This is a genomic window from Bacillus sp. EB106-08-02-XG196 (genome assembly GCF_013396335.1).
GTDB lineage: Bacteria > Bacillota > Bacilli > Bacillales > Cytobacillaceae > Neobacillus.
Window position 1 is genome coordinate 54,430 of record NZ_JABWSY010000012.1, and the last position, 26,128, is coordinate 80,557.

Genomic DNA, 26,128 nt, shown 5'->3' on the forward strand with positions numbered 1-26,128 from the left:
ACATTTTAAAGATAAATCCCTACAAAAAATATCCCTTCAAAAAGAGATATAGTTCGTTAATCATAGATTTTTAAAATATTTATGAAAAATTCCGAAATTGAACAGGTGTGGTCCCAACCTCCTGCTTAAAGACAGTCATAAAATGCTTGGGGCTTTTGTAACCTGAAAGCTGTGCCACCTCATATACCTTTAAACTAGTCCCTTTTAATAATTGCTTCGCCCGTTTTAACCGTTCTTCCGTTATATACTCCGTAAAGGTTTGATTAAGCTCCGATTTAAATAATTGTCCTACATATTGTGGATTCAAACTGACATGGTCTGCAATGTGTTTTAAGGTAATTTCATGACTTAGGTTGTCATTTATGTACTGCAGGACTTTATGAAATTGTTTAGAGGTTTCTAATTTCTCTTCAACATCATCCTTTAATAGTTTTGATAAAGTCTCTGATAACTCGACTCTATTAATGGGTTTTAATAGATAATCAGTAATACGGTAACGCATAGCAGTCCGTGCATATTCAAAATCGCTATGCCCGCTTAATATTAAAATAGGTACATCTTCCGAAACCTGCCTTACCTTTGAAATAAAAGCAAGTCCACCCATGCCGCTCATTCGAATATCGGTAATAATCAAATGAGGTATTCTTTGGTGAAAAAGGTTCAGCCCTTCCTCACCACTTTTTGCTTCCGAAACTTGAAAGCCGCCAATCACTTGCTCAAGTAATATTCTTAGCCCTTGTCTAATAATGGCTTCATCCTCAACCACTAATATTTCTTTCACGAACCTCTTCCCCCATTCTTTGAATTGGCATTGTCAGCGTCACTGAAAACCCATGCAATTTACTGCCATCAATGAGAATTCCAAATTGTTTTCCATATAGTAGCTGTAAACGTTCATGGACATTTGATAAAGCAATCCCATTATGTTTATCAGAAGCTATTGTATGTTGATTCTCTATTAATTTCTTAAGTTTTGTTAATTCTAATTCCGTAATACCCTTTCCATTATCGCTAATGGTTATTTTTAAAAACTGTCTCTCTCTATATGCCTTAATAAAAATGTGCCCGCCTTGTTGAAAATTCCCATGAACAATGGCATTCTCAACAAATGGTTGCAATACGAGTTTTGGCAGTAATACTTTATTTAGAATTGGGTCAATGTCTTCACTATACTGGAGATTTTCACCCATCCTCACCTTTTGAATCGCCACATATGAACGAATAAAGGATAACTCATCATCTAAAGTTATAATTTTGGATGAATTATCGATGGTATACCTCATTAGTTTTCCTAGTGAGGAGACCATATCAGATACCTCTAGATTTCCCTTTGTAATGGCGAGCATATTGATAGATTCTAAAGTGTTATAGAGAAAATGCGGGTTCATTTGACTTTGTAATGCTCTAATTTCAGCCTCCTTTTCTCGCAAACTGGTTTTGTAAACCTCCGAGACAAGGCGATCAATTTCATTAATCATATGATTAAATCCTTTTCCTAGTTCACCAATCTCATCATTGGAATTGATCGTTACCCTTTGTGCAAAGTTCCCTTTTTCGACCTTGCCCATCGCTTTCCTTAAAGTGTGAATCGATCCAACCAGTGGCTTAGAGAGCCAAAATCCTAATAAGAAAGAGATTAGTATTCCTCCAATGACAACTAAAATGATTACTTGCCGAAGATGATTCACTTCACTAAATACACTAGAACGTGGCGTAAGCATAATCGTTTTCACACCTGAGTAGCTTGACTGATGATAGACCATCATATATTCCGTTCCATTAATCGGTATGTTTGTGTAGTTATTAACCTTGATGTTTTTCAGCTCTGTTAGAAAGGAGGATTCAATTAGTTTATCCTCCTTATTTGGGTAAATGAACTGGTTGTTCTTATCCAGGATAAAAATATCACTTTTCGCATTTGAATTACTGACGATTTCATTGATTAATTCTTGCTTTAAATCAATTTTAATAATACCTAGTGATTCATGGCTGGATGGGTCGCGAATGAGTCTTGCCACAGAAAACACGGAAGTGTCTTTATTTAAATAATAATTTGGTTTATGTAAAGGCAGCAGGACCCACTTCCCGTCTGCCTGCTTAATCTCTTTTATCCAGTCATTATCGGTTTCGAAAACTTTTAGCAAGACGGTATTCGAATCTAAATTACTAAAGATTGTACCGTCATTTGCCATGATATGTATGCCTCTAATTTCATTCCGCATATGGATGAGACTTGAAATATATCTCCACATTGGGACTCTTTCAGCTGCGGGAGGAAAAGATGTCCTATCGCTAGGTGTTTGATGTGATTTCAATATATCCAATACCTCTTGGTCATAAAATGGTGACAAGGAAATAATCTGCATTTCCTTTAAATAACGATTTAAATGCTGGTTAATTTGATTAGCCAATTGAATCTGATATTCTTCTGTTTTGTTCTGACTCGATTTCGCAAATTGATAATAGGTAATACTTCCTAGAATCGAAGCAGTAAGCAGAATTAGAAGAGAGAAAACCAAAATTAATTTAACCCGGTATGGGAGGGAAAACAGATAATTTTTAATGGCTTTATTTATTTTCCTCATATTCATGAATTTCCCCTTATTAAATGTCTTAACTATAGCTTTCTACTTTTACTTTCAGAAATCCTTTTCTGAATTTTGGAATAAATTTAGCTTAAATTAATGAATACCTATTCACTTTGTGTTAAAATTTGACAAAGGGATGGCATGAGGAGGTTTAAATTTATGTTATTAAAGAAGACTTTTAACCACGAGACGATACAGGGTGTTCAAGCAGCAAACGGGACGGTCGCATTTCAAGGGGTAAAATTAAATGTTCATTGTTTTGTAGTAGATGGGGTTCTCATTGATACGGGTTCCGCATCATTGGAAAAGGAGTTTAAACCATTTTTTAAGCAACAAGATATCGATCAAGTGGTCATCACACATTTTCATGAAGATCATACTGGGTGTGCAGCTTTTTTACAAAAAGAGTTGCAGCTGCCAATTTATATGAATGATATAAAGCTGGATTATTGTAAAAAGAAACCCGATTATCCATTGTATCGAAAGATTTTCTGGGGAAAGCGCAGACCTTTTCTGGCTATAAGCATTGGCAAAACTTTTTCATCCCGCAATGCAATATGGGACGTGATAGATACACCTGGTCATGCTATAGATCATTTAGCCTTTTTAAATCGTGAAACAGGCCAACTATTTACTGGGGATTTGTATGTCCAGGAAAAGACAAAGGTTATTTTACAAGAAGAAAGCATTCCGACCATCATTGGTTCCTTACAGAGAGTAATAACCTATGATTTTGTGGAGGTATTTTGCTGCCATGCGGGCTATTTAAAGGATGGTCGTGCTGCTTTACAGAGAAAGCTCGATTATTTGTTAAATCTTCAAGGGAATATTATCAAGCTCTATGAAGATGGCATGTCTCCAAGTCAGATTAGCCAAACCCTTTTTCCAAAAAAATATCCCATCATCTTTCTTTCTAGAGGGGAATGGGAATCTATGCACATAATTAATTCGATTATCCAAGAACATACTATAAAAATCATAGATAAATAGGATTATAGGGATTAGAATTATCACCAAAATACTATATTAGACTCTACATTCTACTATATGTATATTAGTACTTTACACTTATAGGCAAGGGTAAACTATACTCCCTTGCCTTTTTCAAGAATATCATGAAAATAGACAGGACAAAAAATGAATTTAGTTAAATAAGTTTACTCCTGAGCGAATTTTTCATCAAATGGGTCATCCTTTTAATGAAGCTTATTCTACCTCCATAGAAAACTCCCAAGTGGTGCCGTTATCGTTTGAAATGAATTTCCCCTTTATTTTCCCACCTTGGTAGTCCCCATTAGGACCTTGATTGATATTAACGGCCAAATGATCCTCTTCTTTAAAAGGAACTTCAGCCATTACAAAGATTTCATGATACTTCTCTGGAATCGTAATATTTGCTTCATGCCAAGAGTTCCCACTATCCTGTGTGACGTATAGATCTGGTTCAACAGGATTAAGGATTCCGAATGATAGGAATCCTGTGTTTTCGTCAACAAATCCTCCATCATAAATTAATCTAGTAACATCCGAATGGGCCGTCTCTTTCCATTGCTTACCGCCATTGTTCGTAACATAAACGGTTGTCCATTCTTGCGACATCGTTCGATCACCTGAAATGATGACATAACCGAACGACTCATTTAAAAATTCAACCTTACGGAAACGGATTGGAGGATATTGAACTGTAATTACACTATCTTCCCATGTTTCTCCCTGGTTCAGAGAATATTTCAATTTGATGCTGCTGCCTTCTGAATATAAAAAGGCAGAACGATTTTGCGTAAGGATATAGCTATTTTCAATTAGCTCTTGTTCGTTCCCATTGTATTCTCCTGCAAAAAATTTCGCATTTTCAACCGGAACTATAACCCAATCACTTCCTTTATTGAAGGTGATTTGTAATTGATTGTTTTGTAACGAGTATCCAATAGAATCGTCTTCAAAGATCGGCTGTAATGGGCTCGGTTGTGGTGTTTCTGATACTTTCGTATCCTGCTCTTCAATTGGTTGTTTCAGTTCTGGTGTAGTTAATTCTTGGTGCATTTCGAAAAAGAATGTGGCAACGGTTATACAAATCATAATAAAAATTGTTCCAATGATAATATTTTTCATATTGAAAGACTCCTTATAATCATGCTTCTGCCTCTTACTATTCTACTAGACTTGACAAAATAATCTATTAAAAAACCAGGAACATCCTTTATTAGGATAGTTCCTGGCTCTTGTTTCCTTTTACTCTTCAAGTTAACATAATATTATTATATGAAGTATTTAGGGTACTTCTTTTATAATAACCTTCGAAAGATGTATTAAGCTCTTGTTTCCGTTAGAAGATTTACTCTACTAACTATACTAACACCTTACATATTTGCGTTTGAATCCAAGCTTCCCTCGATCTAATTCCTTATGAATATTTTCGGAAGCTAGCAGGATGCTGGGTTTTTTCTTACCCCGGTTCATGTCAACTGGGCCTACTGCCTTTGCTGTTTCAATTGCTTTTTCATGGAGCGGCAGATAGGAAATTGCGACTGTGTAAATAAAATTATTCATAGCAGATTTCGTTCGATCAGGAGAATCGTGAATCGTTCTTTCCACCTGGTCAAGCATACTGGCAAGCTTGCTTGCGCTAAATTCACTATCCGGGCGATTACCCAAAAGCCAGCAGTAACAGCTCCAGCCTGCCGACATTCTAAGTTCTTCACCGTTTGCGATCCATTTATCGGCAACAACTTGTGCAATATCAGCTTCTGCCAAAGTGACTGCGACTACATAATCTGACAGCATATAAAAATACGCACCATCCATCCAACGATCAAAATCAGCCTCCGTCATAGCCATTGGGTCCGCAATGATGCCGGCAAAATACATGGCATCGTAGTTCCTAGTTGCGTAAAGCTGCTCGGCCAAAGGCTGATTTATCTTAATTTTTTTTGCAATCGGCTTCATTTTGCCTGTAGCTACACCAAAAAGCGGTTCCTGTGCACCATTGCCTATGTACATCTTTTTCAATCTTTCATTGCTGAGAGCTTCCAGTTCCTGCATTACCGTTTCAAAATCCATCGTATTGCACTCCCTCCTTTTTATCATCTATTTGATGATGAAAAATATAAAAAAATATCTAGTTAACATAATATTATTATGTATTGAATTGTGTTTATTTTTATATATACTCCATTAGGCTATAATTTTGCCTGAACCGATTGTAACTTACGCTCCATTGTATTTTCTTTGTCGCGCCGATCATCAATTCGAACATTCGTACATACTCTTTGCAAACCTTTTTGAAACGGTACCTCATGCAGTTCTTGAACAATCTCAAGCAATAATTTTAAATCACCTTCAATTAGCGTACTCATTGGGGTTAACTGATACTTGACTCTTCCTTCATACTGCTGAAGAACTTTTTGAATTTCAGCTACATACTCACTGACACTTGGTGTGCCTGTCCCAACCGGAATCACTGTAATATCAACAATCGCCATTCTTCTACCTCCTGCTTTCTTTATACTTCATTAGGATATCATGAAATTAGGCGGGGGAAAAATCTAATACAAGCAACGATTAGGTCAGAAGGACGTAAGTACACGTTTATTTCATATCAAAGTCACGTTAAAACCATATCATGGGTAGTAGAAGCGAAAAGGAGTTTTCCTGTTTAGTTCTACTTGTTTTCGTTTAATATGAAAGGGAAATAACAAGGTGAGTGAATATGTGGAAAAATAGCATAAAATTAATCAGTTTACTTTTTCGTCCAAAAAAAGAAACAAGTCTTCAAACAAAAATGATTAAAGTGTCTAGTGGAGAAAAGACAATCAACATCACCGCTCAAGTTGCAGATACTCCAAAAAAAAGAGACAAGGGCTTAATGTTTGTAGAAAAGATACCCGAAAACGAGGGGATGCTATTTGTGTTTTCAGGTGAAACATATGGCGGTTTCTGGATGAAAAACACCTTAATTCCTTTATCGATTGCTTTTCTTGACTCGAATGGAAAAATTCTAAAAATACTAGATATGGTACCATGTAAAGAGGAGTTATGTCCTACCTATGATCCGGAAATTACTTATCATTATGCACTCGAAGTGAATCTTGGATGGTTTGAAAAGAATCAAATCAAAGAAGGTGATTTTGTAAAGCTTAATTAAAATCATCTCATCTCAAAGACATCTTAGATGTGAGGTGTACAGAAAAAGCTGCCCAATTGGCAGCTTTTGCATAAAGATAAACATTAATCTAAAAATTCCCCGCATTTTTCATCATTTGATTTTCACTCATTGTCCTTATTTTCTTGATATCAAGACGAATAAGGAGTGAAACCGTTAGAGCGACAATAAAGATTCCTGAAAAGATTACTAATGTCCCCTGATAGCTTCCGGTTGTTTCCCTGACCCAGGATACAAAGATCGGTCCCGCTAAACCAGCTGCGGCCCATGCAGTCAAAATATATCCATGAATAGCCCCAAGCTGCTTAGTTCCAAACAAATCGCCAATATAGGCAGGTATGGAGGAAAAACCTCCTCCGTAACAAGTCATGATCATATAAACGATTATAGAAAATAGAATTCCCACGGTTATATTTGGAAGCATAAAAAAAGCAACTATTTGAAAAGCAAAGAATAGTGTGTAGACATTTGGTCTTCCGATGTAATCAGAGATGGCAGCCCAAACAATCCTTCCTCCTCCATTAAATAAACCCATGATTCCAACCATTGCCGCGGCCCCAGTTGCTGTCATTCCAACTAACTCTTGAGCCATCGGCGATGCAACAGAAAGAATCGCAATTCCACAGGTAACATTGATAAATAACATCAACCATAATGCCCAAAACTGTCTTGTTCTGACTGCCTCATTTGCGGTTAACTGACGCAGATCCTGTTTTATTTTCATACCGCCTAATTTATGCCCTGCTACCTCGATACCCTTAGGTACCCAGCCCGCTTTCGGTGGAGCAAGATATTGAGCAGAACAAAATATGATAATGAAGTATGCCGCTCCTAGTAGATAAAAGGTATTGGAAATTCCATAGTTCACGATTAAATAATTCATAATCGGACTGCTAATTAAGGAAGCAAATCCAAATCCCATAATAGCTAATCCTGTAGCAAGACCTCTTCTGTCAGGGAACCATTTTACCAGCGTAGAAACCGGTGTAATATATCCAACTCCCAACCCAATTCCAGCGATCATTCCATAAAATAAATAGAGTAATAGCAATGATTCTACTTGAATCGCAAAACCTGCCCCTGCAACTCCAACTCCGAAAAACAAAGCACTTAGTGTACCAGCTGCTCTCGGACCAAACTTCTCTACAAAATGCCCCAAAAAGGCTGCAGATAAACCTAAGAAAAGAATAGCCAAGCTAAAAGTGAAGGATATTTGCTTTAACCCCCAGCCCATTTCTTGTTGAAGTGGTTTAGTGAAAACACTCCAAGCGTAAACCGAACCAATCGAAATATGAATTCCAACCGCCGATAGAGCGATTAGCCAACGATTTTTTGTATGCATTCATCCATCCCTCGTTCCAATTTGTATGGTCGTGTTGCCGATGATTCCAAAGAGTTATTCCTCATACGTTACCATCATTTTAGAAGCTGCTAATTCCGCTCGTTCTCTAGCCTCATTTACAGATTCACCGTTGCTTAACACAACACCCATCCGTCGTCCCACTTTCGTTTCCGGTTTTCCAAATATCCTAACCTGTGTATGAGGGACAGATAAGCTTTCAGCGATTCCAGATATGTGGTACGTCTTACTTTCTTTTTTAGCCTTAATCGTATAACTTGCACCTGGTTGCAATAGCTGAACATCCGGAATCGGATAGCCTAAAATGGCCCTTACATGTAAGGCAAATTCTGATAAATCTTGGGTAACCATGGTAACCATCCCCGTGTCATGTGGTCGTGGTGACACTTCACTAAAATAGACACCAGTTGAAGAAAGGAATAATTCCACTCCAAAAACTCCGTGCCCGCCGAGTGCATCGGTGATTTTTTTTGCAATTGCCTGCGCCTCCAGAATTTGTTCCTCCGACATGTCATGCGGCTGCCAGGATTCTATATAGTCCCCATCTTTTTGCACGTGTCCAATAGGTGCACAAAAGGTTGTTCCGGAAGCGGAGCGGACGGTTAAAAGGGTAATTTCAGAATCAAAATGGATAAATTCCTCCACAATCATTCGGGCTTTTTTTCCTCTCCCCCCTGCAATTGCCTCATTCCAAGAGCATTCTACATCCTCTATCGAACGGCAAACAGTTTGCCCTTTTCCAGAGGAACTCATAATGGGTTTAATGACGCAAGGTGTGCCGATTTTCAGTACAGCATTCCGTAGTTCGTAAAGTGTGTCCGCAAAAGCGTACCTTGCTGTTGGAATCCCTAGTTCTTCGCTTGCCAATCTGCGGATTCCTTCCCTATCCATGGTCAGGTTCACAGCTTTAGCGGTCGGTACGATACGGAAACCTTCGTTTTCAAGGTCCACTAATGTTTCTGTTGCAATCGCCTCGATTTCGGGAACCACCAAATCTGGTTTCTCTTTTTCTATCACTCTACGAAGTGCTTCTCCATCAAGCATGTCCACAACATAAGACCGATGAGCCACCTGCATAGCAGGAGCGTTTTCATAACGGTCAACTGCAATCGTCTCAAGCCCAAGACGCTGAGCCTCAATAATTGTCTCTTTCCCAAGTTCACCTGATCCAAGTAACATTACCTTTTTTGTCTGGGTACCAAACACCTAACACAACCCCTATCGTTTGTCTTTTGATTATAATATCTTATATATATAAAGATTACAAGCAAATATTATCCGTAAAATACGAACATTATATTGAAAATATAGTTTAATATTCGTACTTAAAACAAGGGTGATAGCGTATTAGGTATTTCTTGACTAATTATCTGATTAGGTAGACGCAGTCCAAACTCACTTAAACTCAAAAAAGCTGTTGAGATAAAGCTTTCTCAACAGCCTGACATTCTTTAATTATTTTTCATTAAGGAGATGTTTGTATCGTTATAATATGTTGAAAACTTTCTTTAATTCGGCACAAGCATCATCCACTGCTTCGCTTTTTAAACAGATGCAGCTAAGGCATTGTTCAAAAACAGTCCGATTTCTTTTGCCGTATTCTTCATACTTTCTGCAAAAGGTGGATAGCTGAAGTAACCGTGAATATGACCTTCCATACAAATAAATTGGACAGGCACACCCGCTTCCTTAAGTCGATCAGCATACGCTTTCCCTTGGTCACGAATCGGATCAAGCTCAGCGGTAATGACGAGCGCCTGCGGTAAATCGCTAAAATCTTCAGCCATTATTGATGAGGCATATTTATGATCACGTTCTGTTGGATGATTGAGGTAATGATCCACAAACCAGTTAATCAATTCTACGTCAAGACCGTAGCCTTCTCCATACTCTTGTACAGATTGATAGCCCAGATTTAAATCTGATCCAGGGTATAACAAGACTTGTGCTGCAATCGATGGTCCTTGACGCTCTTTCGTCAATTGTGTCATTACTGCCGATAGATTTCCCCCAGCACTATCTCCACCCACGATAATTTTTGACGCATCCCCATTCAGTTGCGCGGCATTCGCATCGACCCATTCTAGTGCTTTATAGCAATCTTCCACTGGAATCGGAAACTTGTATTCTGGTGATTTACGATATTCTGCGGAGACGACGACACAATTACCAGCATTGGCAATTGAACGACAACCATGATCAACGAATTCTAAATTACCAATTACATAGCCTCCCCCATGATAGTAAACAAAAAGTGGAAATGGTCCCGTACCTTCTGGAGTATAAATTCTCACGTTTATTTCACCATTATCGACTGAGATCGTTTGTTCTTCAATTTTTAAAACCGCTTCCGGTTCTGAGCGAAGTTCAAGCATTGCATCAATTGCCGCACGCGCTTCCACAGGAGACAACGATGGGATTGGCGGTGCAGTACTTAGCATTTCAAGAAATTGTTTCGTAATGGAATTAATCGTCATTCTAAATCACTCCTAATTTTTCTATGAATTTAAAAGTATCTCTGCTTCCTTACATTTTTTAGCAATGCAATTTTAAAAAAGCACTAGTCAACAATTATAATAGCTGGAGGTTTGGGTAAGAATTCCATTAATTTTTTTACGTCTGCTGTTAATTCTTGTCCTTGCGGTGAAGCCAAGTTTTGATTTAATTCTTCTGCATTTTCAAATTCGAGTTGAACCACTAAGTATGGCTTCAACTCGCAGTTTTGAACTCCCAATACTCGATTTGCTTGGACACTTTTTATATCAGGTAATTTCTCAGCTAAAGGGATGTGGGTACCATAGTAATGTCCATCAAACCCATCTTTGTTTGTTGGTTGATCATAAACTACTAACAATTTTGCCATATCATTGTCCTCCGTTTCAATTAAACTAGGAAAACATCATTGTGCAAGAATGTTCTATCAAACAAGCAGGTATATACATTCTTCCTAAAAAGCGCTTTTCAATAACCACGCCCCCAGTTATTTTTTTACAGCCGCGTTTTGCTTTGGTGTAAATGTAAACCCTTTGTAATCTCTAGCATTATTAAACTGTTCTTGAAACATTAAGTAATCTCCAGTGTAACCTAAAAATGCACGCGGCTTCCCTTCAATATTGGCTCCTGTATACCAGCTGTCAACCTTAGCATAAATCGACTGTTCTCCAACTTCATTTGCATGGTTTGTCCAGGTTTCTTCTGCCTCAGTAGTGGCCTCAATTTCTTCAACCCCATGCTCTTCAACATATTTAATGCAATCGAAAATCCATTCTACTATTAACTCATTCACGGTAATAGCATTCGCTGTTAAAGGGAAATGGGGACCCGTAATGGTAAACATATTTGGAAATCCAACGTTACATACGCCGAGGAATGTCATAAGGTTTTTTCCGCCATCCCATTTATCCTTTAACAAAATCCCATTTCTTCCACGGATATTTGCTTTCATTAATGGTCCTGTCATCGCATCGAAACCGCTCGCAAATACAATGATGTCAAACTCAATCTCACCTTCTGATGTTACCAATCCCTTGTTTGTGCACGCTACAATTGGAGTTTTTTTCAAATTGACGAGAGAAACATTTTCTTGATTATACGTTTCATAATAATTTGTACCTACAACAGGACGTTTTCCGCCGATAAGGTACGTAGGAAGTAAATCCTCTGCGGTGTCAGGATCTTTTACAATTTCTTTGATCTTAGTACGTACGAATTCTGCTAATGTTGAATTAGCTTCATCATTTACCGTAATATCCATGTACGAAAATAATAATTGGAAACCATTTTGTTCTTGCCAGAGTTCCTCGTAAAACCTTTGACGTTCTTCTGGTGAATCTTCGAGTGCTGAATAAGGCCTTCTTAAGTCAAAGGCAGGCGCACCGATAAAATGTTCTCGAATTTTACGTCTCAATTCAGGGAAATTATTCTTCATTTCCTTCACTTGGTCTGGACTGAGTAAAGGGTTTTTCACTGGGCTTACAAATTGTGGTGTACGCTGAAAAACTGTAAGGTGCTCCGCTACTTTCGAAATAGATGTAATTGCTTGGACGCCGCTCGAACCAGTCCCGATAACCGCTACTCGTTTCCCCTTAAAGTCTACTTCTTCATGTGGCCAACGACTCGTATGGTAGGTTTCGCCTTGGAAATGTTCTAGACCTCTAATTTTAGGTGCATGAGGGACTGACACATTTCCTAACGCTGGGATGAAATATTTTGCTTGAACAATGTCTCCATCCCCCGTACTGACTTTCCATTTTTTACTCTTCTCATCATACTCAGCAGATGTAAGTCGAGTGTTGAACTGGATATCTCGGCGGAGGTCCAACTTATTTGCTACGAAATTACAGTAGTCTAGAATTTCGGATTGCTCAGGATAAACGGAAGACCATGTCCATTCTCTATGAATTTCTTCTGAAAACGTGTAACAATAAGCTTCTGTTGGAATATCACACCGTGCACCTGGATAGCGATTCCAATACCAAGTACCCCCAACGTTACTGCCTGCTTCATATAGGCGAACTGAGAAACCCTCCTCACGTAATAAATGAAGCATATACATTCCCGAAAAACCTGCCCCTACGATAATAGCGTCAAATTCTTTTGAATTAGTCATAGCTTTCTCCTCTCGTATTTCATTCTTCCTCAGGTTGAAACTTAATTATTCTCAAAATTCGAATAATTATGTATAAGACTATTTTACATTGAGTACCAAAATCATAATACTCCTAGCATTAGGGGAATTATCCTTCATTTGAGGGGTTCGAAAACTTGTAACCTCCATTATTAAATTAGCTCTTTCATATTTGTTGAGGTTATAAACATTTTCTTGCATAAAAAACACGCAAACTCCATTTCTTTTATACTTGAATTGACGAGAAACAAGTAAAGAATGAGGTTGCGTGCTAGATAATTTTCTCTATACCGTAAAAGAACTTGAACAGTTAATCAACATAGATGAATATGAGAGTTTTAGTTGTATTCCCCTGATTTAGGAAACTAACATTTATTAAATAATTCCTTGCTTTATTAATATAGCAACTGCATGAGTCCGGTCTTTTACCCCTAGTTTTTTGAGAGACAATTTAATATAATCCCTGATCGTAAATTCACTAAGATGCATTGACTGGGCGATAGCCTTCGTCGTTTCCCCTATTGATAGCTTTTGCATGATTTCAACCTCTCTCTTGTTTAGCAAGCAATAATTATCATTGATAAGGTATGGTTCCTCAAACAGCTCCCCTAACATTTCTCCATAAAGCGTAAATATAGAAAGTAATTCTTCTATTTTATTATTGCTTTCCGAAAACTGTGTACTACAGGCAATTCCTACGACAACACTTCTAAAAGATATAGGGATAAATAATATCGAAGAGGTCTTTGAAGTAAAAGTGTATCTAGGATTATACTTTACGAAATCTTCCCCTTTGAGAATGATTGCTTTTCGTGTCCTTACCGCATTGTAAACGAAAGGCAGGGTTCGAACATCATCTCTCATATCTCTAATATGTTTAAGTCCCTCTTCTGGGGTGATGGCCATCATTCCTTCTGTTAAATATCCAAATGGAGAGTATCTGAATAATCCTATATCCAATAATGGAAATAATTCAAGAAAGCTCTTAAGCACTTGGATAATCTGATCTTCATGTGATTCCATTGCATTAATTTTTTTAATGTATTTTTCTAAATCACATGTATCCTGCAATATTGAGTTATGATCAATAACCATTACCTAACCCCTTTCTAGACCAATAAAAAACATTCCATACTTAATACAATTAATAAAAATGAGGAAGAAGGTTATTGAAATAAAGAAAACTAAGTTAGTAGATTCCATTGTCTCCAATTAATAAGGGAACTGAGAATTAATACTTTAACTCGTTTGGAGGTTTGTTGGTAAATCGCTGCTAACATAATATTGATAAAATCCTTTGCCGCTTTTTCTTCCTAACTCACCTTTAGCTACCATTTCTCTAAGTAATTCAGGCACCCGGTATTTGGAATCATTTGTCTTTACAAAAAGCGCTTCTTGAATATGCAGCATCGTATCAAGACCAATCATATCTGCGAGCCAAAGGGGACCGATTGGATGATGAGCCCCTAATTTCATCGCTTTATCAATATCGGCTGGGGAGGCAATTCCTTCCTCTACTAGTGTAATCGCTTCACAGATAAGAGGCACTAGCAGACGATTGACAACAAACAGTGGGGTGTCCTTTACAAGAATGCTTTCTTTATTCATTTGCTTAACAAGTTCTTCCGCAATTTGAATGGTTTCGACCGATGTACTATCAGTCGCCGTGATTTCAACAAGCTTCATAAGTGGCACAGGATTAAAGAAATGCATGCCGCATACCCGGTCCTTTCGGTTTGTGAAGGCGGCCATATCGGATATACATAAACTTGACGTGTTCGAAGCTAAAATCGTCTTTTGCTCACATAATTCATCCAGTTCTTTAAAAACTTTTTTCTTTACCTCGATGTTTTCCGTAATTGCTTCGATGACCAGGTCTGTATCACATAACTTTTGTTTGTCGGTTGTATATTCCATGCGCCCTAATACCTCAACCGGATCAAGGTTAGCATCCTTTTGCGCAAGTTTGGTTAAGCTTTTTGTTATTGAATCTTCGGCTTTTCTCAGAGCTTCGTAAGATATATCTACTAATGTAACGTGGTGTCCACTAGTCGCAAACACCTGTGCAATCCCATTTCCCATAACTCCTGATCCTAATACAGCAATTTTCATTTATCCTTTTCCCCTTTATTAAAAAAATCAGGTACGTCACTGCTGTTTAATGGAAAATGAGCGGGGCGTTTTTCTAGAAACGATTGAACACCTTCCATTGCATCAGTGTTGTTTCCTGCCCAAAATAAAAACTTTGACTCTGCAAGATGAGAGACACCTGGTGAATTCTCACTCAGCATGCTCCAAAGAAGCTGTCGGACAAATCGGTTGGATGTTGCTGCAGTTTCGCTTGCAATTTGTTGAGCCAGTTCATATGCTTTTGCCAGCACATCATCTACTTCATACTGGACTAAGCCAGAGGCTAAAGCCTCAGACGTTGGTATGTAGCGAGCTGTATACATCCATTCCAATGCCTTTCCGATTCCAACGAGACGAGGCAGAAACCAGCCTGAGCACGCTTCAGGACCGATGCCTCGTTTGGCAAAAACAAAGCCGATTTTTGCGTCTTTTTTGACAATCCGAATGTCCATTGCCAGTGTCATTGTTAAACCAATACCAACCGCCGGCCCATTTATCGCGCCGATGATTGGCTTTTTCAAGTCGTGTACGACAAGGCTGACCTGACCGCCGCTGTCACGAAAATCTTCCATTGATTCAGATGTTGAGAATGTCTTTCCTCCGTCACCTAAGTCCATTCCCGCACAAAATGCTTTTCCTTCGCCAGTTACAATAATGACTCGAACGTCATCATCCACATCTGCCTTTTTGTATGCATCGATAAGCTCTTGCGCCATAACGTTTGTGTAAGCATTCATTTGCTCCGGTCGGTTTAAAAAAATCGTTAAGATTCCTTCTTTTTGTTCTGTTCTAATCGTTTCATACAAAGCTCGCCACTCCCTCTTCGTATTCCAGTATCAGCTGTTCAATGATTTCCCTTGTAGTCTGAAGCTTTTTGATTGTTGCTACACCATGGCCAGCCGACCAAATGTCTCTCCATGCCTTCACGTTCACCAAATGAGATAAATCGACGTCTTGGCGATGAACGAATGTACGGGGATCGATTCCTTGCTGAAGAAGACTTGGAATAAGTAAATTTGCATAGACCCCGCTGAACGAATTTGTATAGAGAATGTCTTGTGGCGATGCGTCAATTACCATTTGCTTATAGGTATCAAGGGCTGCGCTCTCCTTTGCGACAATAAAGCGCGTGCCCAAATATGCGTAATCGGCTCCCATCATTTTCACTGCGGCAATATCCTGCCCAGTGGATAAGCTTCCAGATAGAATAATCGTACCCTTATAAAACTGTTTAACGGCATTAACGAATCCAAATGGATTTAATGTACCGCCATGTCCACCGGCACCGGCGCATACAAGAATAAGTCCATCCACGCCTGTTTGCGCAGCCTTTTTAGCATGTTCTACTGTAGCAACATCAGAGTACACAAGTCCACCATATCGATGCACCACTTCGATCACTTCACCAGGGTTGCCAAGTGATGTAATAACAATTGGAGGCTGATATTTGTTGATTAACTCGAGATCATCAGCGTACCGGGTATTTGATTTTTTGTGACAAATAAAATTCACCGCCCATGGTTCATCAGGAAGTCCTTCTTTAATCGTTGTTAGCCAGCGCGCGCACACTTCAACAGGGCGGGCGTTAAGAAGATGAAACGAACCAATGACACCCGCTTTACCGGCTTCAATGACCATTTCTGGAGTGGAAACAAGAAACATCGGGGCAATGATTAAGGGCAATCTAGACATGCTCAATCACCATCGCAATACCCTGGCCACCGCCAATGCATAAGCTAACGACAGCAAATTGTGCATTCCGGCGTCTTAATTCGTAAGCAGCAGATAATAACACTCTTGCCCCGCTCGCGCCAACCGGGTGTCCTAAGGCTATTGCTCCACCATTGACATTCGTTTTTTTACGGTCAAGTCCTAAAGCCTTTTCCACTGCTAAATATTGTGCAGCGAACGCTTCGTTTACTTCAATAACATCCATGTCATCAAGAGTAAGCTTGGCTTTGTTGAGTGCCTGCTGGATGGCTGGAACAGGACCGATGCCCATGATGGTTGGATCTACCCCTGTAACAACCCATGAAACGATTCGGGCTATTGGCTTTAGGTTGTTGTTTTGAACGGATTGTTTTCCAGCCACTACAAGTGATGCTGCTCCGTCATTAATGCCTGAAGAATTCCCCGCCGTGACTGTGCCCCCTTTTTTAAATGATGGCTTAAGCTTGGACAAGGCTTCCATGTTTGCATCCGATTTTATATGTTCATCTTTTTGAATAAGGAGGCTGCCTTTTCTTGTTTTAACCTCAACTGGGACGATTTCTTCCTCAAATACATGGGTTGCTCTGACCGCTCGTTGATTTGATTCCGCAGCAAATGCATCTTGTTCTTCTCTTGTAATTTCGTACATTTCAGCAAGTTTTTCTGCTGTAAGTCCCATACCAAATCCTGTGTATTGGTCCGTTAATGTTTCTAACAGCATATCATCAAACGACAGGTTCCCCATTTTAGCTCCGCCAAAGCGCTGCGTGAAATTGGCAAAAGGCGATTGCGACATATTTTCCGCCCCGCCTGCAAGGACGATGCCGGCATCACCAACTAAAATATGCTGGGCAGCGGAAACGACGGATTGCAGGCCAGAACCACATAACCGGTTCAATGAAAATGCTGGCACCTCCTTTGGAACTCCGCTATATAAGCCGATGTGCCTCGAAAGATAGGAAGCATTTTTTTCTGTGTGGATGACATTTCCATAGATAACATGGTCAATTTGCATTGGATCAACATTTGAGCGGCGCAACGCTTCTACAGCACTTACCTTCCCAAGTTCGGTCACACCCGTTTGTGCGAAGGAACCTCCAAATTTTGTGAAAGCGGTTCTGGCACCGTCAACCAAATAAACTTCAGTCATGTTCTTTTCCTCCTTTTAATTCAAATGATCCATTCAGTTTTACTTGCTGGTGAGCATCCGTGACCTGGATAGTCCCATGTAAGTCATCCAATTCTGTTTTTGTGATCATTGTTTCAGTGACTATCAGTTCTTCCCCAGAGTAGGTAGGGGAGAGAAATCGGACCTGGAATTTTGCTAGTTTCCCCTCTGGATACCATGCTTCAAGTGCTTTTGAAACCAAGCCCATGACATACATACCATGAGCAATTGGTTGTGGATGGCCGCTTTTTTGGGCAACCTCTGGTACTGTGTGGACAGGGTTGAAGTCTCCTGAAGCCCCCGCATACTGGACCAAGTCAACGGGTTGGATATATTTTACTTTTAATTGTTTATGTGACAATTTTTCCCCTCCATTCAAGGGTGCAGGTGCAACTTAAGGGATTTTAATCAATGTGGACCTGCATATAACTGTTAGCTTATTCAATTGATTACGGTACACCGTTTTCAAATAATAAAAGGTCATGCTTCGTTTTTCCTCGACTCTTTCTACCGTAAGCGTCGCGGTAATAGTGTCGCCCGCACAGATTTCCTCGAGGTATTCATACGATTGTTCACCATGGAGCACCTGCTCCGGATGAAGTTGTAACCTATCAAATAATTGATAAAGATCGCGATCATTTGAGTACTCAATGACCGTTGGAAAAGTTGGAGGTGTCACAACATCACGGTATCCATTTTGCTGTGCTTCCTCTTGGCTATAATAAATCGGATTTTTGAGACCCAGTACCTTCGCAAACGTTTTGATTTTTCCCCGCTCTATCTCAAATGGTTTGTAGTGATGAGTTATCTCCACTTTCATCTCATCCCTCTTTTTTACAAGATTTGGTTTGTCCGTGTTAAATTTGCCAAGTTAAATAAGTTGGTAATCGGGATATGAAGTTTCGCAAACCGATCGTCATTCGCCGCGCCTTTTTTCCAGCGATAATAGAGCTGTTGTAATATGACGGCAAGCTTGTAAAAGCCGAATGCCACATAATAGTTAATATGTGAGATGTCACGACCGCTTACCTGGGCATACTGTTCAGCCATTTCCCTTCTTGAAAAGAAGCCCTTCTGATTTGTCACCAGCGAAATTCCCATGTCTGGATCACTCACTTCTCCCCAGTATGCAAGAACTGCGCCAATATCTGTCATCGGATCGCCAATTGTTGCCATTTCCCAGTCGAGTACCCCTTTTACTACGCCAGGGTCATGTGGGTCCAGGACGAGGTTGTTTAGTTTAAAGTCATTATGAACAATCGTCGTCTCGACAGTTGTCGGCATTTGCTTTATCAGCCATACCTCCAGTTCCGAAACTCCAGCAATTTCATGCGTTTTGGACACGCTGTAGCGTTTAATCCAGCTATGAATCTGCCTTTCTAAAAACCCTTCTGGTTTCCCTATATCCATTAAGTTTGCTTTCTTGTAATCTACGTTTTGAAGCTCAATTAAGCTATTAATGATACTTTTTGAAATGGCAGGACCAACCAACTCTGAAGATCCATACGCCTCAGGAAGAACATCGTTAACGACCACCCCTTGCTTTTTTTCCATGAGGTAAAAATGTCGCCCCATAATGACTGGGTCATCGCTATATAAATATGGTTTGGGGGCAAGGGGATAAACACCATGCAGTCTGGATAGAATCATATACTCCCGCTTGATATCATGTGCTTTCGCTGGAATTTCACCAAACGGAGGCCTCCTTAACACCGATTCCCATTCCCCAAACGACAGTAAATAGGTGTGATTGGAATAGCCTTCGGAAAATTTTCTAACCTTCATCGGTTCATTTGGGATGCCTGGAATCGTTTCACGGATTAAAGTTTCCAATAAACCCCAATTAATATGTTCGTGATCAATATATTGGTTCACAGTTTTCATCATCCTTAATTCACCCCTGTTTACTTGCCGTAATAGATTGGAATGCGTTTTTCTTTAAAAGCCTTTGCCCCTTCTAGCATGTCTTCGGTTTGACAAAGAACAGCAAAGCATTGTGTTTCAAAGGCTTGACCTTCCGCAAACGTAGTATCTAAACCTCGTGTAATCGCTTGTTTGGCTTTTGCGATGGCTAACGGACCTTTTCTTGTGATTTGTTCAGCGAGTGCCAGTGCTTCTTTGACAGATTCACCGTTTGGTACGACCGCTTCAACCACTCCCCATTCATACGCTTCATCGGCAGAAAGGGCTGCGCCTGTAAAAATCATTTTCTTTGCCCGGCCCGGACCAATTAATTGCGTCAAGCGCTGTGTCCCGCCGTAGCCTGGCAAAATCGCCAATCCGGTTTCTGGTAAACCGAGTTTTGCTTTTTGCTCAGCAATTCTAATATCACAAGCAAGTGCCAGTTCAAGTCCTCCCCCTAATGCAAGACCATTTATGGCACAAATTACCGGAAACGGTGCAGAAGCTAGCTTATTAAAAATCATTTTTCCTTTATCTACTAATCTCGCACCCTCTTTGGCATCAAGATGAAGAAATTGATTAATATCCGCACCCGCAACAAATGCCTTTTCACCTGCTCCTGTAACGACGAGTGCGCGGCAGTCCGATTTGGAGAGAATTTCATCAAAAATTACGTCCAAATCACTTAATAGTGCGTCAGTCAGCACATTCAATGGCGGATTTGCAATGGTCAGCAGGTAGACAAATCCTTTTTGTTCGTATGTAACCAACATTCTGACCTCTCCCTTCCTATATGATTAGCGTATAATTTCCCATTCCTATATACAGGCACGACATCTACTTTCTCAACTTGGTCAATGACCCATTGAGTACTATGCTCATAACCAGTCCTTTTTAACAACCCTGCTGTCTCGCTTCCTAGCAAGTTTACAAACTGTTTTGACTTGGCATGAATGAAAGCGTCTCTTGCCAACCTTGATGCATCGGAAAGCTCAAAGACATTATTCCTCGTGAGGTGATCAATGATTTGTCCAGCCCCGATAAAATCTTCCATGGAGAAACGTCCAGCATTTCCGGAACAGATGAGAATAATCGACGACCCATCGGCCCGCTGCCTAATTTGTTCGGAGACACGGTGGCCATTAATAAGCGAGGACACATATAGCACCTTCGCCTGCTTAGCTTTTTCGATCGCAATCGTTCCATTCGTCGAGCAAATAATTGCTGGTCGTTTTATCCTGGTTGTTTCTATTAACGTGGGGTCTGGATAATGAAAATTCGCTATCGATTCTCCCTGCCATTCGCCCATTAACAGATAGGGGCTTTTCTGCTTCTTTACAATATCAAGTGCTGATAATGCGTCTTTCACGGCATAGACCGGTTCATATCCTTTTTTGAGTAAATAGGTAATCGTTGAGGTGGCCAGTAAAACATCGATGACCACCGCCGTACAATTACGAATCATTTCCGAATCTACTAATTCTTTTTGCGTTATCACATGGATTTTTCTCATGCTATTAACTATTTCTTTCTATATTAAATAGGAAAGAAGGTTCTTTCTCCAACAGGTTTTTTAAAAGAATGAACAAGTTCTCGACAATGATTAAAGCAAAGGCTGCGGGAACAAAAAAGAACAAGGGGTAAATTGGGTATAATGTTCCTGCTGCCGGAAAGGACATTTTTCGTTCCAGCCCTTCCATGGCATACTCCCATGTAAATTGCGTCATTAGTACAAAAATAAAAAGTTCTACGATAATCATTCCAAATATAAAAAATTTCTTGGTTCTATTCTGAAAACGATCCATCAAAAGGTCCATTCTTGGAAGGACGTTAGATGAATACATATACGCAAGAGCTGGAAACACAAGGATAGGCATAAAGTAGTTTTGCACAATTTCAAACCCACCGTTGATTGTGTTGCCGCCAGTGTTTCGCAAAAATACATCAGCGGTAATAAACAACATCATCCCAAACAAGCTGATACCGCTAATCCATACACCAATGAGCTTAATCCAATTAAAATATTTGTAAGCATTTAAAATCCCGTTCATCCTCATCATCCTTTCTGTTAAGAATCCATCGAATTTGGTAGGTATGTGGCAAGTTCAGGGAAAAGAATCATCAGTCCGCCGACCACAACGAGTGCGGCTAAGGCAAACACCATACCAATACGGAAAATTGGTTCTAATCGAATATTACTGACACCTGCTACCGCGTATACACTTAACCCGACCGGAGGAGTCAGTAGACCGATGGTACAAATGACACCGACAAAGACACCGAACCATAATATATCTATCTGCATGGCATTGATAATTGGAAGGAGTACTGGAATCGACATTAAAATGACCGCAGCCCCTTCAATGAACATAAACATGATGAAAAGCACCACAGAGATCACGATAAGCACTAATGCTGGCGTATCCATAATTGGCTCAAGCATCGAAATTAATTTTCTTGGTATCAGAGAAAGTGAGATGAATCGGCCAAAGATTTGCGCCCCAATCATGATGATCAGAACCATACCTGTTAACCGAAGCGTTTCGATAACAGAGTATTTGATAAAATCAAAATTCACCTTTCCTAACACAAGTGCAGCTAAAAACCCGGCAAATGATCCTACTGCTCCTGCTTCTGTCGGGGTGAAAATACCGCTGTAAATCCCCACGAAAATAATTGCCATCACTAAAAAAGAAATAAATATTACGGTTATTAGCCGAGGTACGGAGACATAATGTGCTTCTTCGACTGTTGCAGCTACTTCGTTTTGAACAACCGGCTGCTTTTTTTCAATTTTGTAATAGACCAACATCACGGCGATAAACACTAGCATACATAGTATTCCTGGGATAACTGAACCAATAAATAAGGAGCCTATAGGAGTTTCTGTAGCTACTCCATAAAGGATTAAGATGATACTCGGTGGGATAACCCCTGAAAGGGAGCCCGCTGCCGCAGCTATTGCCCCTGCAAGCGGTCCGCTGTATCCGTGTCTTCGCAACTCTGGGACTGCGACCTGACCAAGGGATGCGGCAGTGGCTGTACCAGACCCGGATACGGCGCCAAGCAGTCCACCAATAATCATGGTTAACACACCCAACGCACCATTTTTCCCTCTGGAAACCTTATGTACCAAATAAAAAATGTCTTTTACAATGTCAGCTTTCAAAATGAATTGCGCCATCAACACGTACAACGGAATCGTTGTTAACGTATAACTTGCCACTCGGTTAAACGGCTCGTTTCCTAAGAGTCCTGGTAAAATATCGAACCCTTCTAATAAAATAATCCCGATGATTCCACAGGCAAATAACACGGAATGAATGTACAAACCAGACAGCAGAAAAAGGACTAATAATGTAAGTGTGATGGTTATGACGATTACTGCATCCATTTTACTCCCCTACCTTCCTGTAATTATGTGTCCCTCATTTCCTAGGTTCAGTTCATAAGGGCAATTAGGAGTTTTACCAATCAAAAAATGATTTTCTCGTGAATACATCCATGAAAGGGCTAGTCACCAATAGTTCTACCAGTGACTAGCACCCTTTTTTCGTTTTTATTTCATGTTCTTAACGCCCTCTGGGACGTCTCCGCCATGTTCGATAATAATGTCACGCCATAATGTGACTAACTTATTCCCTGGTTGACCTTGTTTTTCAAGAAGGTTGGCGTAATCCTTCCATGTATCTTCAATCCCCTTGTTAATTAAATCTTGAACTCCTTTATCGAGGGTAGAAAATTCAACAAACTTACCGCCATCCGCTTCATTTTGCTTAATCATATCTTCTGAACGCTTAATCCACTCATCTGCTCCTTTTGAGAACAATTCTTCGTTTGCTTGTGTCATAGCCTCTTGCACATTCTTTGGCAGACTATCCCACTTCTCATTACTCAAGCCAATAAACGCATTGAAATGTCCGAAGTTTACTCCTGTAAGAGTGTATTTAAATAGATCCTGGAAACCATACCCTGACCAGTCAGCTATACTATAGTAACTGCCATCAAATGAGCCTCTGCTGAGTGAATCATACATTTCTACCGCAGGCATGGTAACACTGTTAATGCCAATGATTTCGGAGTATTTTTCATGGATGCGTGAAGGAGTGCGGAGAGAAGTCCCTTTCACATCTTTGGCTGTCTTGAATTCTTTTCCAGTTGTAGAGATTGAATACTCCTGAGTTGTGGCAATTGGGAATACTTTAAAATCGCCAAACTGCAACTCAGAAAATGATTTTCCATCAGCAAGCTCTACATCACTATTTAACAGATCATTCCATGCATTTGAACCGATATGGGCATCAGACTTTGCAAGTGGGAGCATGGTGATCTCAGCCATTGCATATTGATCCGGCTGATAGATGGGAAGTACCAGTCCGACATCAATTGTACCGCTTAAAACGGCATCTCCTTCATCAGGTGTCGAAACAAGTTCGCCTCCAGCGAATGATTCAAACTCTACTTGACCATTCGTCAACTCTTCCACACGTTCCATCCACGGAACCATATTAGCCGACCACCAGGCATGTTGGGTGCTTAGCCCTGTCGCTGCCCGAAGTTTGATTACTTCACCCTTCTCACCTTCTCCGCCACTTTTAGATGTTTCTGATGAGCAGGCTGCCAAAATCATGAAAATGCTTATAATAAGTGTCAGTAATACCCCTTTTTTTCCTTTTCTCACACGTGTTTCCCCCTTGTTATTTATGATCCTACAAAACTAGCTTTTCTTTTCTCAAAAAAGGCGGATACCCCTTCTTTGTGATCGTCTGTTTGTAGTAGCATGGCTTGAATCGTATTCTCTTGCATAAGTGCTGTTTCATGATGCAGAGATGGAGCTGTATTGACGAGATACTTGACGTATTTGTTCGCCACTGAGGGACCATTCACAATGAAATCGGCAAAGGTCTCCGCCTCCTTGACAACATCCCCTTCTGACAGGCGATTAATCATCTGATACGATAACGCTTCCTCTGCAGTAATAATTTTGCCTGCAGAAATCCATTCCTTTGCCAAAGGTGGCGAAACCCTTTCAGATAAAAGCTTAATTAATCCCAAGTCGGGAATTAAGCCAATATTCGAAAAACTTAAAGCGAATTTTGCTCCCTTTTCAGCTACAATGAAATCGCAGGCAAGGGCGAGACTAAATCCTGCTCCAGCAGCAAAACCATGGACCGCGGCAATCACATATTTATTGAGCTCTAGAATCTGTCGGGTGAGTCCTGAAACAAATTCGACCCATTCAGCAGCCTCTACTTGATTTTTCAAGTTCTTCATGGAATCAATGTCTCCACCCGCACAGAATGATTTGCCGTTGCCTGATAGAACGATTACTTTCACAGCTTGATTGTTCTCAAGTCCAAGAAGTGCTTCACGTAATTCCTCCACTAACTCCCTTGATAGGGCATTTAGCTTACTAGGCCGGTTGAGAACAATATTGCCAATTCCTTTTTCCACTTTTATTTCAATGAATTCAGTCATGGATACCCTCCTTGTGCGTCATAACGACTAATTTCCCCCATGTTTCCCGGCTTCCCAATTGGTTTAGGGCATCAGGGACTTCCTCGAAGGAATATCTCTGATAAATTAGCGGCTTAATTTTTTTTGCTTTGTATAATTCCATCAGCTCGTCATGGGCAGCTTTTACTTTTTCCGGAAAAAGCTTACGGAAATAACCAAAGTGTACGCCAACTAGTGAGTAATTCTTGATTAAGGCATGGTTCATTGGTGCCTCAGGGATGGTTCCACCCGCAAACCCGATGATCAACAGCCTTCCATCAAAGGCGATGCATTTCCGTGACAAATGGAACACATTTCCTCCGACAGGATCAAAGGTTACATCTGCTCCAAGCCCATCGGTTTCTTTCTTTACTCTTTGACTAAAGTCTTCTTCTCGGTAATTGATGACAACATCGGCACCCAGCTGCTTGCATATTTCGAGCTTTTCAGCAGATCCAGCGGTTGCAATGACCTTGGCACCAAGTGCTTTTCCAATTTGAATCGCGGCCGAACCAACTCCACCTGACCCAGCGTGAACAAGAAGTGTCTCATGGGGTTGGAGACAGGCTTTAGCATGTAACGCATAATACGCAGTATGATAGGTGATAAACATCGCAGCCGCTTCCTCGTACGATAGTTCATCAGCAATCGGGAACACATCCTCTTCCTTTACAACCACTTCATCGGTAAATCCTCCATTTGGCAGCAGTGGAAGTGCGAGTACACGCTGACCGACGGATAGTGACACACCCTCTCCGACTTCGTCGATTACTCCCGCCACCTCTGCACCGGGAATAAACGGAAGCGCTGGTTTCTCCTGATATTTCCCTTGGCATTGCAAAATATCAAAGAAATTGAGTCCGAAAGCTTTAACTTGAATGACTACTTCCCCTTTTGATGGAACCGTCCTCTTGATTTCCCTTATTTTAAGAGCCTCTTCCGGGTCTCCAATCGTTGTCACAAACCACGACCTCATTTAGTGCTA

The 26,128-nt window shown here is 40.2% G+C and carries 27 protein-coding genes; 2 read left to right on the plus strand and 25 right to left on the minus strand.

Translation table 11 applies throughout. The features are described from left to right. Positions 1-79 precede the first annotated feature (79 nt). Together MLOOGBEN_RS29745 and MLOOGBEN_RS18740 are read right to left on the minus strand one after the other, a co-directional pair. The gene (locus tag MLOOGBEN_RS29745) at positions 80-781 is read right to left on the minus strand and encodes a response regulator transcription factor (RefSeq protein WP_179159803.1); all 702 of its coding nucleotides are present in this window, start codon (positions 779-781) and stop codon (positions 80-82) included. Continuing rightward, positions 759-2,591: a sensor histidine kinase gene (locus MLOOGBEN_RS18740; RefSeq protein ID WP_179159804.1), complete on the minus strand. Its 1,833-nt coding sequence runs from the start codon at positions 2,589-2,591 to the stop codon at positions 759-761. Before MLOOGBEN_RS18740 ends, MLOOGBEN_RS29745 begins: the two co-directional genes overlap by 23 nt. 156 nt (positions 2,592-2,747) lie before the next feature. On the opposite strand from MLOOGBEN_RS18740, the gene MLOOGBEN_RS18745 reads away from it, so the two are divergent. Continuing rightward, complete coding sequence (locus tag MLOOGBEN_RS18745) at positions 2,748-3,578, plus strand: MBL fold metallo-hydrolase (protein ID WP_179159805.1); 831 nt, start codon at positions 2,748-2,750, stop codon at positions 3,576-3,578. 216 nt (positions 3,579-3,794) lie between these two features. Here the strand turns inward: MLOOGBEN_RS18745 and MLOOGBEN_RS18750 are convergent, their stop codons facing one another. The 3 genes from MLOOGBEN_RS18750 to MLOOGBEN_RS18760 form a co-directional block, all read right to left on the minus strand. Continuing rightward, positions 3,795-4,700: a WD40/YVTN/BNR-like repeat-containing protein gene (locus tag MLOOGBEN_RS18750; RefSeq protein WP_179159806.1), complete on the minus strand. Its 906-nt coding sequence runs from the start codon at positions 4,698-4,700 to the stop codon at positions 3,795-3,797. Between the two features lie 240 nt (positions 4,701-4,940). Continuing rightward, the gene (locus MLOOGBEN_RS18755) at positions 4,941-5,648 is read right to left on the minus strand and encodes a DNA alkylation repair protein (RefSeq protein WP_179159807.1); all 708 of its coding nucleotides are present in this window, start codon (positions 5,646-5,648) and stop codon (positions 4,941-4,943) included. Positions 5,649-5,767: 119 nt separating this feature from the next. Further along, a complete protein-coding gene (locus MLOOGBEN_RS18760) occupies positions 5,768-6,070 on the minus strand; it encodes an MTH1187 family thiamine-binding protein (RefSeq protein WP_179159808.1) in 303 nt (100 codons plus the stop codon). 227 nt (positions 6,071-6,297) lie between these two features. Here MLOOGBEN_RS18760 and MLOOGBEN_RS18765 point away from each other — a divergent pair, with 227 nt between their 5' ends. After that, on the plus strand, positions 6,298-6,732 hold the full coding sequence (locus MLOOGBEN_RS18765; RefSeq protein WP_179159809.1) for a DUF192 domain-containing protein: 435 nt from the start codon (positions 6,298-6,300) through the stop codon (positions 6,730-6,732). Between the two features lie 88 nt (positions 6,733-6,820). Here MLOOGBEN_RS18765 and MLOOGBEN_RS18770 read toward each other — a convergent pair whose 3' ends face one another. From MLOOGBEN_RS18770 to MLOOGBEN_RS18865, 20 genes are all read right to left on the minus strand, one after another. After that, a complete protein-coding gene (locus MLOOGBEN_RS18770) occupies positions 6,821-8,092 on the minus strand; it encodes an L-lactate MFS transporter (RefSeq protein WP_179159810.1) in 1,272 nt (423 codons plus the stop codon). A 54-nt stretch (positions 8,093-8,146) separates the two neighbouring features. Continuing rightward, complete coding sequence (gene purT, locus MLOOGBEN_RS18775; protein WP_179159955.1) at positions 8,147-9,289, minus strand: phosphoribosylglycinamide formyltransferase 2; 1,143 nt, start codon at positions 9,287-9,289, stop codon at positions 8,147-8,149. A gap of 365 nt (positions 9,290-9,654) precedes the next feature. After that, the gene (locus MLOOGBEN_RS18780; RefSeq protein ID WP_179159811.1) at positions 9,655-10,587 is read right to left on the minus strand and encodes an alpha/beta hydrolase; all 933 of its coding nucleotides are present in this window, start codon (positions 10,585-10,587) and stop codon (positions 9,655-9,657) included. Between the two features lie 83 nt (positions 10,588-10,670). Next, entirely contained in the window at positions 10,671-10,973 is a 303-nt protein-coding gene (locus MLOOGBEN_RS18785) for an EthD family reductase (protein WP_179159812.1), read from the minus strand. Between the two features lie 117 nt (positions 10,974-11,090). Then, positions 11,091-12,719, minus strand: coding sequence for a flavin-containing monooxygenase (locus MLOOGBEN_RS18790; protein WP_179159813.1), 1,629 nt, complete (start codon positions 12,717-12,719; stop codon positions 11,091-11,093). Positions 12,720-13,112: 393 nt separating this feature from the next. After that, positions 13,113-13,832: a response regulator transcription factor gene (locus tag MLOOGBEN_RS18795; RefSeq protein WP_179159814.1), complete on the minus strand. Its 720-nt coding sequence runs from the start codon at positions 13,830-13,832 to the stop codon at positions 13,113-13,115. A 144-nt stretch (positions 13,833-13,976) separates the two neighbouring features. Beyond that, positions 13,977-14,849: a 3-hydroxyacyl-CoA dehydrogenase family protein gene (locus MLOOGBEN_RS18800; RefSeq protein WP_179159815.1), complete on the minus strand. Its 873-nt coding sequence runs from the start codon at positions 14,847-14,849 to the stop codon at positions 13,977-13,979. Further along, positions 14,846-15,673: an enoyl-CoA hydratase-related protein gene (locus MLOOGBEN_RS18805; protein ID WP_179159816.1), complete on the minus strand. Its 828-nt coding sequence runs from the start codon at positions 15,671-15,673 to the stop codon at positions 14,846-14,848. Before MLOOGBEN_RS18805 ends, MLOOGBEN_RS18800 begins: the two co-directional genes overlap by 4 nt. Further along, positions 15,666-16,559 carry an NAD(P)H-dependent flavin oxidoreductase gene (locus tag MLOOGBEN_RS18810; protein WP_179159817.1) on the minus strand — a complete coding sequence of 298 codons (894 nt, stop codon included), beginning with the start codon at positions 16,557-16,559 and terminating at the stop codon, positions 15,666-15,668. Before MLOOGBEN_RS18810 ends, MLOOGBEN_RS18805 begins: the two co-directional genes overlap by 8 nt. After that, on the minus strand, positions 16,552-17,727 hold the full coding sequence (locus tag MLOOGBEN_RS18815) for an acetyl-CoA C-acetyltransferase (RefSeq protein WP_179159818.1): 1,176 nt from the start codon (positions 17,725-17,727) through the stop codon (positions 16,552-16,554). Before MLOOGBEN_RS18815 ends, MLOOGBEN_RS18810 begins: the two co-directional genes overlap by 8 nt. Further along, entirely contained in the window at positions 17,720-18,106 is a 387-nt protein-coding gene (locus MLOOGBEN_RS18820) for a MaoC/PaaZ C-terminal domain-containing protein (protein WP_179159819.1), read from the minus strand. Before MLOOGBEN_RS18820 ends, MLOOGBEN_RS18815 begins: the two co-directional genes overlap by 8 nt. Positions 18,107-18,139: 33 nt before the next feature. Further along, on the minus strand, positions 18,140-18,565 hold the full coding sequence (locus tag MLOOGBEN_RS18825; RefSeq protein ID WP_179159820.1) for an FAS1-like dehydratase domain-containing protein: 426 nt from the start codon (positions 18,563-18,565) through the stop codon (positions 18,140-18,142). A gap of 14 nt (positions 18,566-18,579) precedes the next feature. Continuing rightward, the gene (locus tag MLOOGBEN_RS18830) at positions 18,580-19,632 is read right to left on the minus strand and encodes a phosphotransferase family protein (RefSeq protein WP_256989174.1); all 1,053 of its coding nucleotides are present in this window, start codon (positions 19,630-19,632) and stop codon (positions 18,580-18,582) included. Between the two features lie 17 nt (positions 19,633-19,649). Beyond that, positions 19,650-20,420, minus strand: a complete 771-nt coding sequence (locus MLOOGBEN_RS18835; RefSeq protein WP_179159821.1) for an enoyl-CoA hydratase-related protein — start codon at positions 20,418-20,420, stop codon at positions 19,650-19,652. Beyond that, entirely contained in the window at positions 20,378-21,160 is a 783-nt protein-coding gene (locus tag MLOOGBEN_RS18840; protein ID WP_218781254.1) for a 2-phosphosulfolactate phosphatase, read from the minus strand. The genes MLOOGBEN_RS18835 and MLOOGBEN_RS18840 overlap by 43 nt, the downstream gene beginning before the upstream one ends. A gap of 4 nt (positions 21,161-21,164) precedes the next feature. After that, on the minus strand, positions 21,165-21,698 hold the full coding sequence (locus MLOOGBEN_RS18845; protein ID WP_179159823.1) for a TRAP transporter small permease: 534 nt from the start codon (positions 21,696-21,698) through the stop codon (positions 21,165-21,167). Between the two features lie 17 nt (positions 21,699-21,715). Then, positions 21,716-23,041, minus strand: a complete 1,326-nt coding sequence (locus MLOOGBEN_RS18850; RefSeq protein ID WP_179159824.1) for a TRAP transporter large permease — start codon at positions 23,039-23,041, stop codon at positions 21,716-21,718. Positions 23,042-23,206: 165 nt separating this feature from the next. Continuing rightward, a complete protein-coding gene (gene dctP, locus MLOOGBEN_RS18855; RefSeq protein WP_368737806.1) occupies positions 23,207-24,328 on the minus strand; it encodes a TRAP transporter substrate-binding protein DctP in 1,122 nt (373 codons plus the stop codon). Positions 24,329-24,348: 20 nt separating this feature from the next. Further along, positions 24,349-25,125, minus strand: a complete 777-nt coding sequence (locus MLOOGBEN_RS18860; RefSeq protein WP_179159825.1) for an enoyl-CoA hydratase/isomerase family protein — start codon at positions 25,123-25,125, stop codon at positions 24,349-24,351. After that, positions 25,118-26,119 (minus strand): NADPH:quinone oxidoreductase family protein, encoded by a 1,002-nt coding sequence (locus tag MLOOGBEN_RS18865; protein WP_179159826.1) that lies wholly within the window; start codon positions 26,117-26,119, stop codon positions 25,118-25,120. The genes MLOOGBEN_RS18860 and MLOOGBEN_RS18865 overlap by 8 nt, the downstream gene beginning before the upstream one ends. Positions 26,120-26,128: the final 9 nt, after the last annotated feature.

Coding starts and splice junctions, on each gene's coding strand:
- MLOOGBEN_RS18835 (WP_179159821.1), bottom strand. CDS start 20,420: ATGTTGGTTACATACGAACAAAAAGGATTTGTCTACCTGCTGACCATT.
- MLOOGBEN_RS18815 (WP_179159818.1), bottom strand. CDS start 17,727: ATGACTGAAGTTTATTTGGTTGACGGTGCCAGAACCGCTTTCACAAAA.
- MLOOGBEN_RS18795 (WP_179159814.1), bottom strand. CDS start 13,832: ATGGTTATTGATCATAACTCAATATTGCAGGATACATGTGATTTAGAA.
- MLOOGBEN_RS18745 (WP_179159805.1), top strand. CDS start 2,748: ATGTTATTAAAGAAGACTTTTAACCACGAGACGATACAGGGTGTTCAA.
- MLOOGBEN_RS18785 (WP_179159812.1), bottom strand. CDS start 10,973: ATGGCAAAATTGTTAGTAGTTTATGATCAACCAACAAACAAAGATGGG.
- MLOOGBEN_RS18740 (WP_179159804.1), bottom strand. CDS start 2,591: ATGAATATGAGGAAAATAAATAAAGCCATTAAAAATTATCTGTTTTCC.
- purT (WP_179159955.1), bottom strand. CDS start 9,289: ATGTTACTTGGATCAGGTGAACTTGGGAAAGAGACAATTATTGAGGCT.
- MLOOGBEN_RS18750 (WP_179159806.1), bottom strand. CDS start 4,700: ATGAAAAATATTATCATTGGAACAATTTTTATTATGATTTGTATAACC.
- MLOOGBEN_RS18860 (WP_179159825.1), bottom strand. CDS start 25,125: ATGACTGAATTCATTGAAATAAAAGTGGAAAAAGGAATTGGCAATATT.
- MLOOGBEN_RS18850 (WP_179159824.1), bottom strand. CDS start 23,041: ATGGATGCAGTAATCGTCATAACCATCACACTTACATTATTAGTCCTT.
- MLOOGBEN_RS18765 (WP_179159809.1), top strand. CDS start 6,298: ATGTGGAAAAATAGCATAAAATTAATCAGTTTACTTTTTCGTCCAAAA.
- MLOOGBEN_RS18810 (WP_179159817.1), bottom strand. CDS start 16,559: ATGTCTAGATTGCCCTTAATCATTGCCCCGATGTTTCTTGTTTCCACT.
- MLOOGBEN_RS18845 (WP_179159823.1), bottom strand. CDS start 21,698: ATGAACGGGATTTTAAATGCTTACAAATATTTTAATTGGATTAAGCTC.
- MLOOGBEN_RS18760 (WP_179159808.1), bottom strand. CDS start 6,070: ATGGCGATTGTTGATATTACAGTGATTCCGGTTGGGACAGGCACACCA.
- MLOOGBEN_RS18825 (WP_179159820.1), bottom strand. CDS start 18,565: ATGAAAGTGGAGATAACTCATCACTACAAACCATTTGAGATAGAGCGG.
- MLOOGBEN_RS18830 (WP_256989174.1), bottom strand. CDS start 19,632: ATGATGAAAACTGTGAACCAATATATTGATCACGAACATATTAATTGG.
- MLOOGBEN_RS18770 (WP_179159810.1), bottom strand. CDS start 8,092: ATGCATACAAAAAATCGTTGGCTAATCGCTCTATCGGCGGTTGGAATT.
- MLOOGBEN_RS18840 (WP_218781254.1), bottom strand. CDS start 21,160: ATGAGAAAAATCCATGTGATAACGCAAAAAGAATTAGTAGATTCGGAA.
- MLOOGBEN_RS18755 (WP_179159807.1), bottom strand. CDS start 5,648: ATGGATTTTGAAACGGTAATGCAGGAACTGGAAGCTCTCAGCAATGAA.
- MLOOGBEN_RS18800 (WP_179159815.1), bottom strand. CDS start 14,849: ATGAAAATTGCTGTATTAGGATCAGGAGTTATGGGAAATGGGATTGCA.
- MLOOGBEN_RS18865 (WP_179159826.1), bottom strand. CDS start 26,119: ATGAGGTCGTGGTTTGTGACAACGATTGGAGACCCGGAAGAGGCTCTT.
- MLOOGBEN_RS18790 (WP_179159813.1), bottom strand. CDS start 12,719: ATGACTAATTCAAAAGAATTTGACGCTATTATCGTAGGGGCAGGTTTT.
- MLOOGBEN_RS18780 (WP_179159811.1), bottom strand. CDS start 10,587: ATGACGATTAATTCCATTACGAAACAATTTCTTGAAATGCTAAGTACT.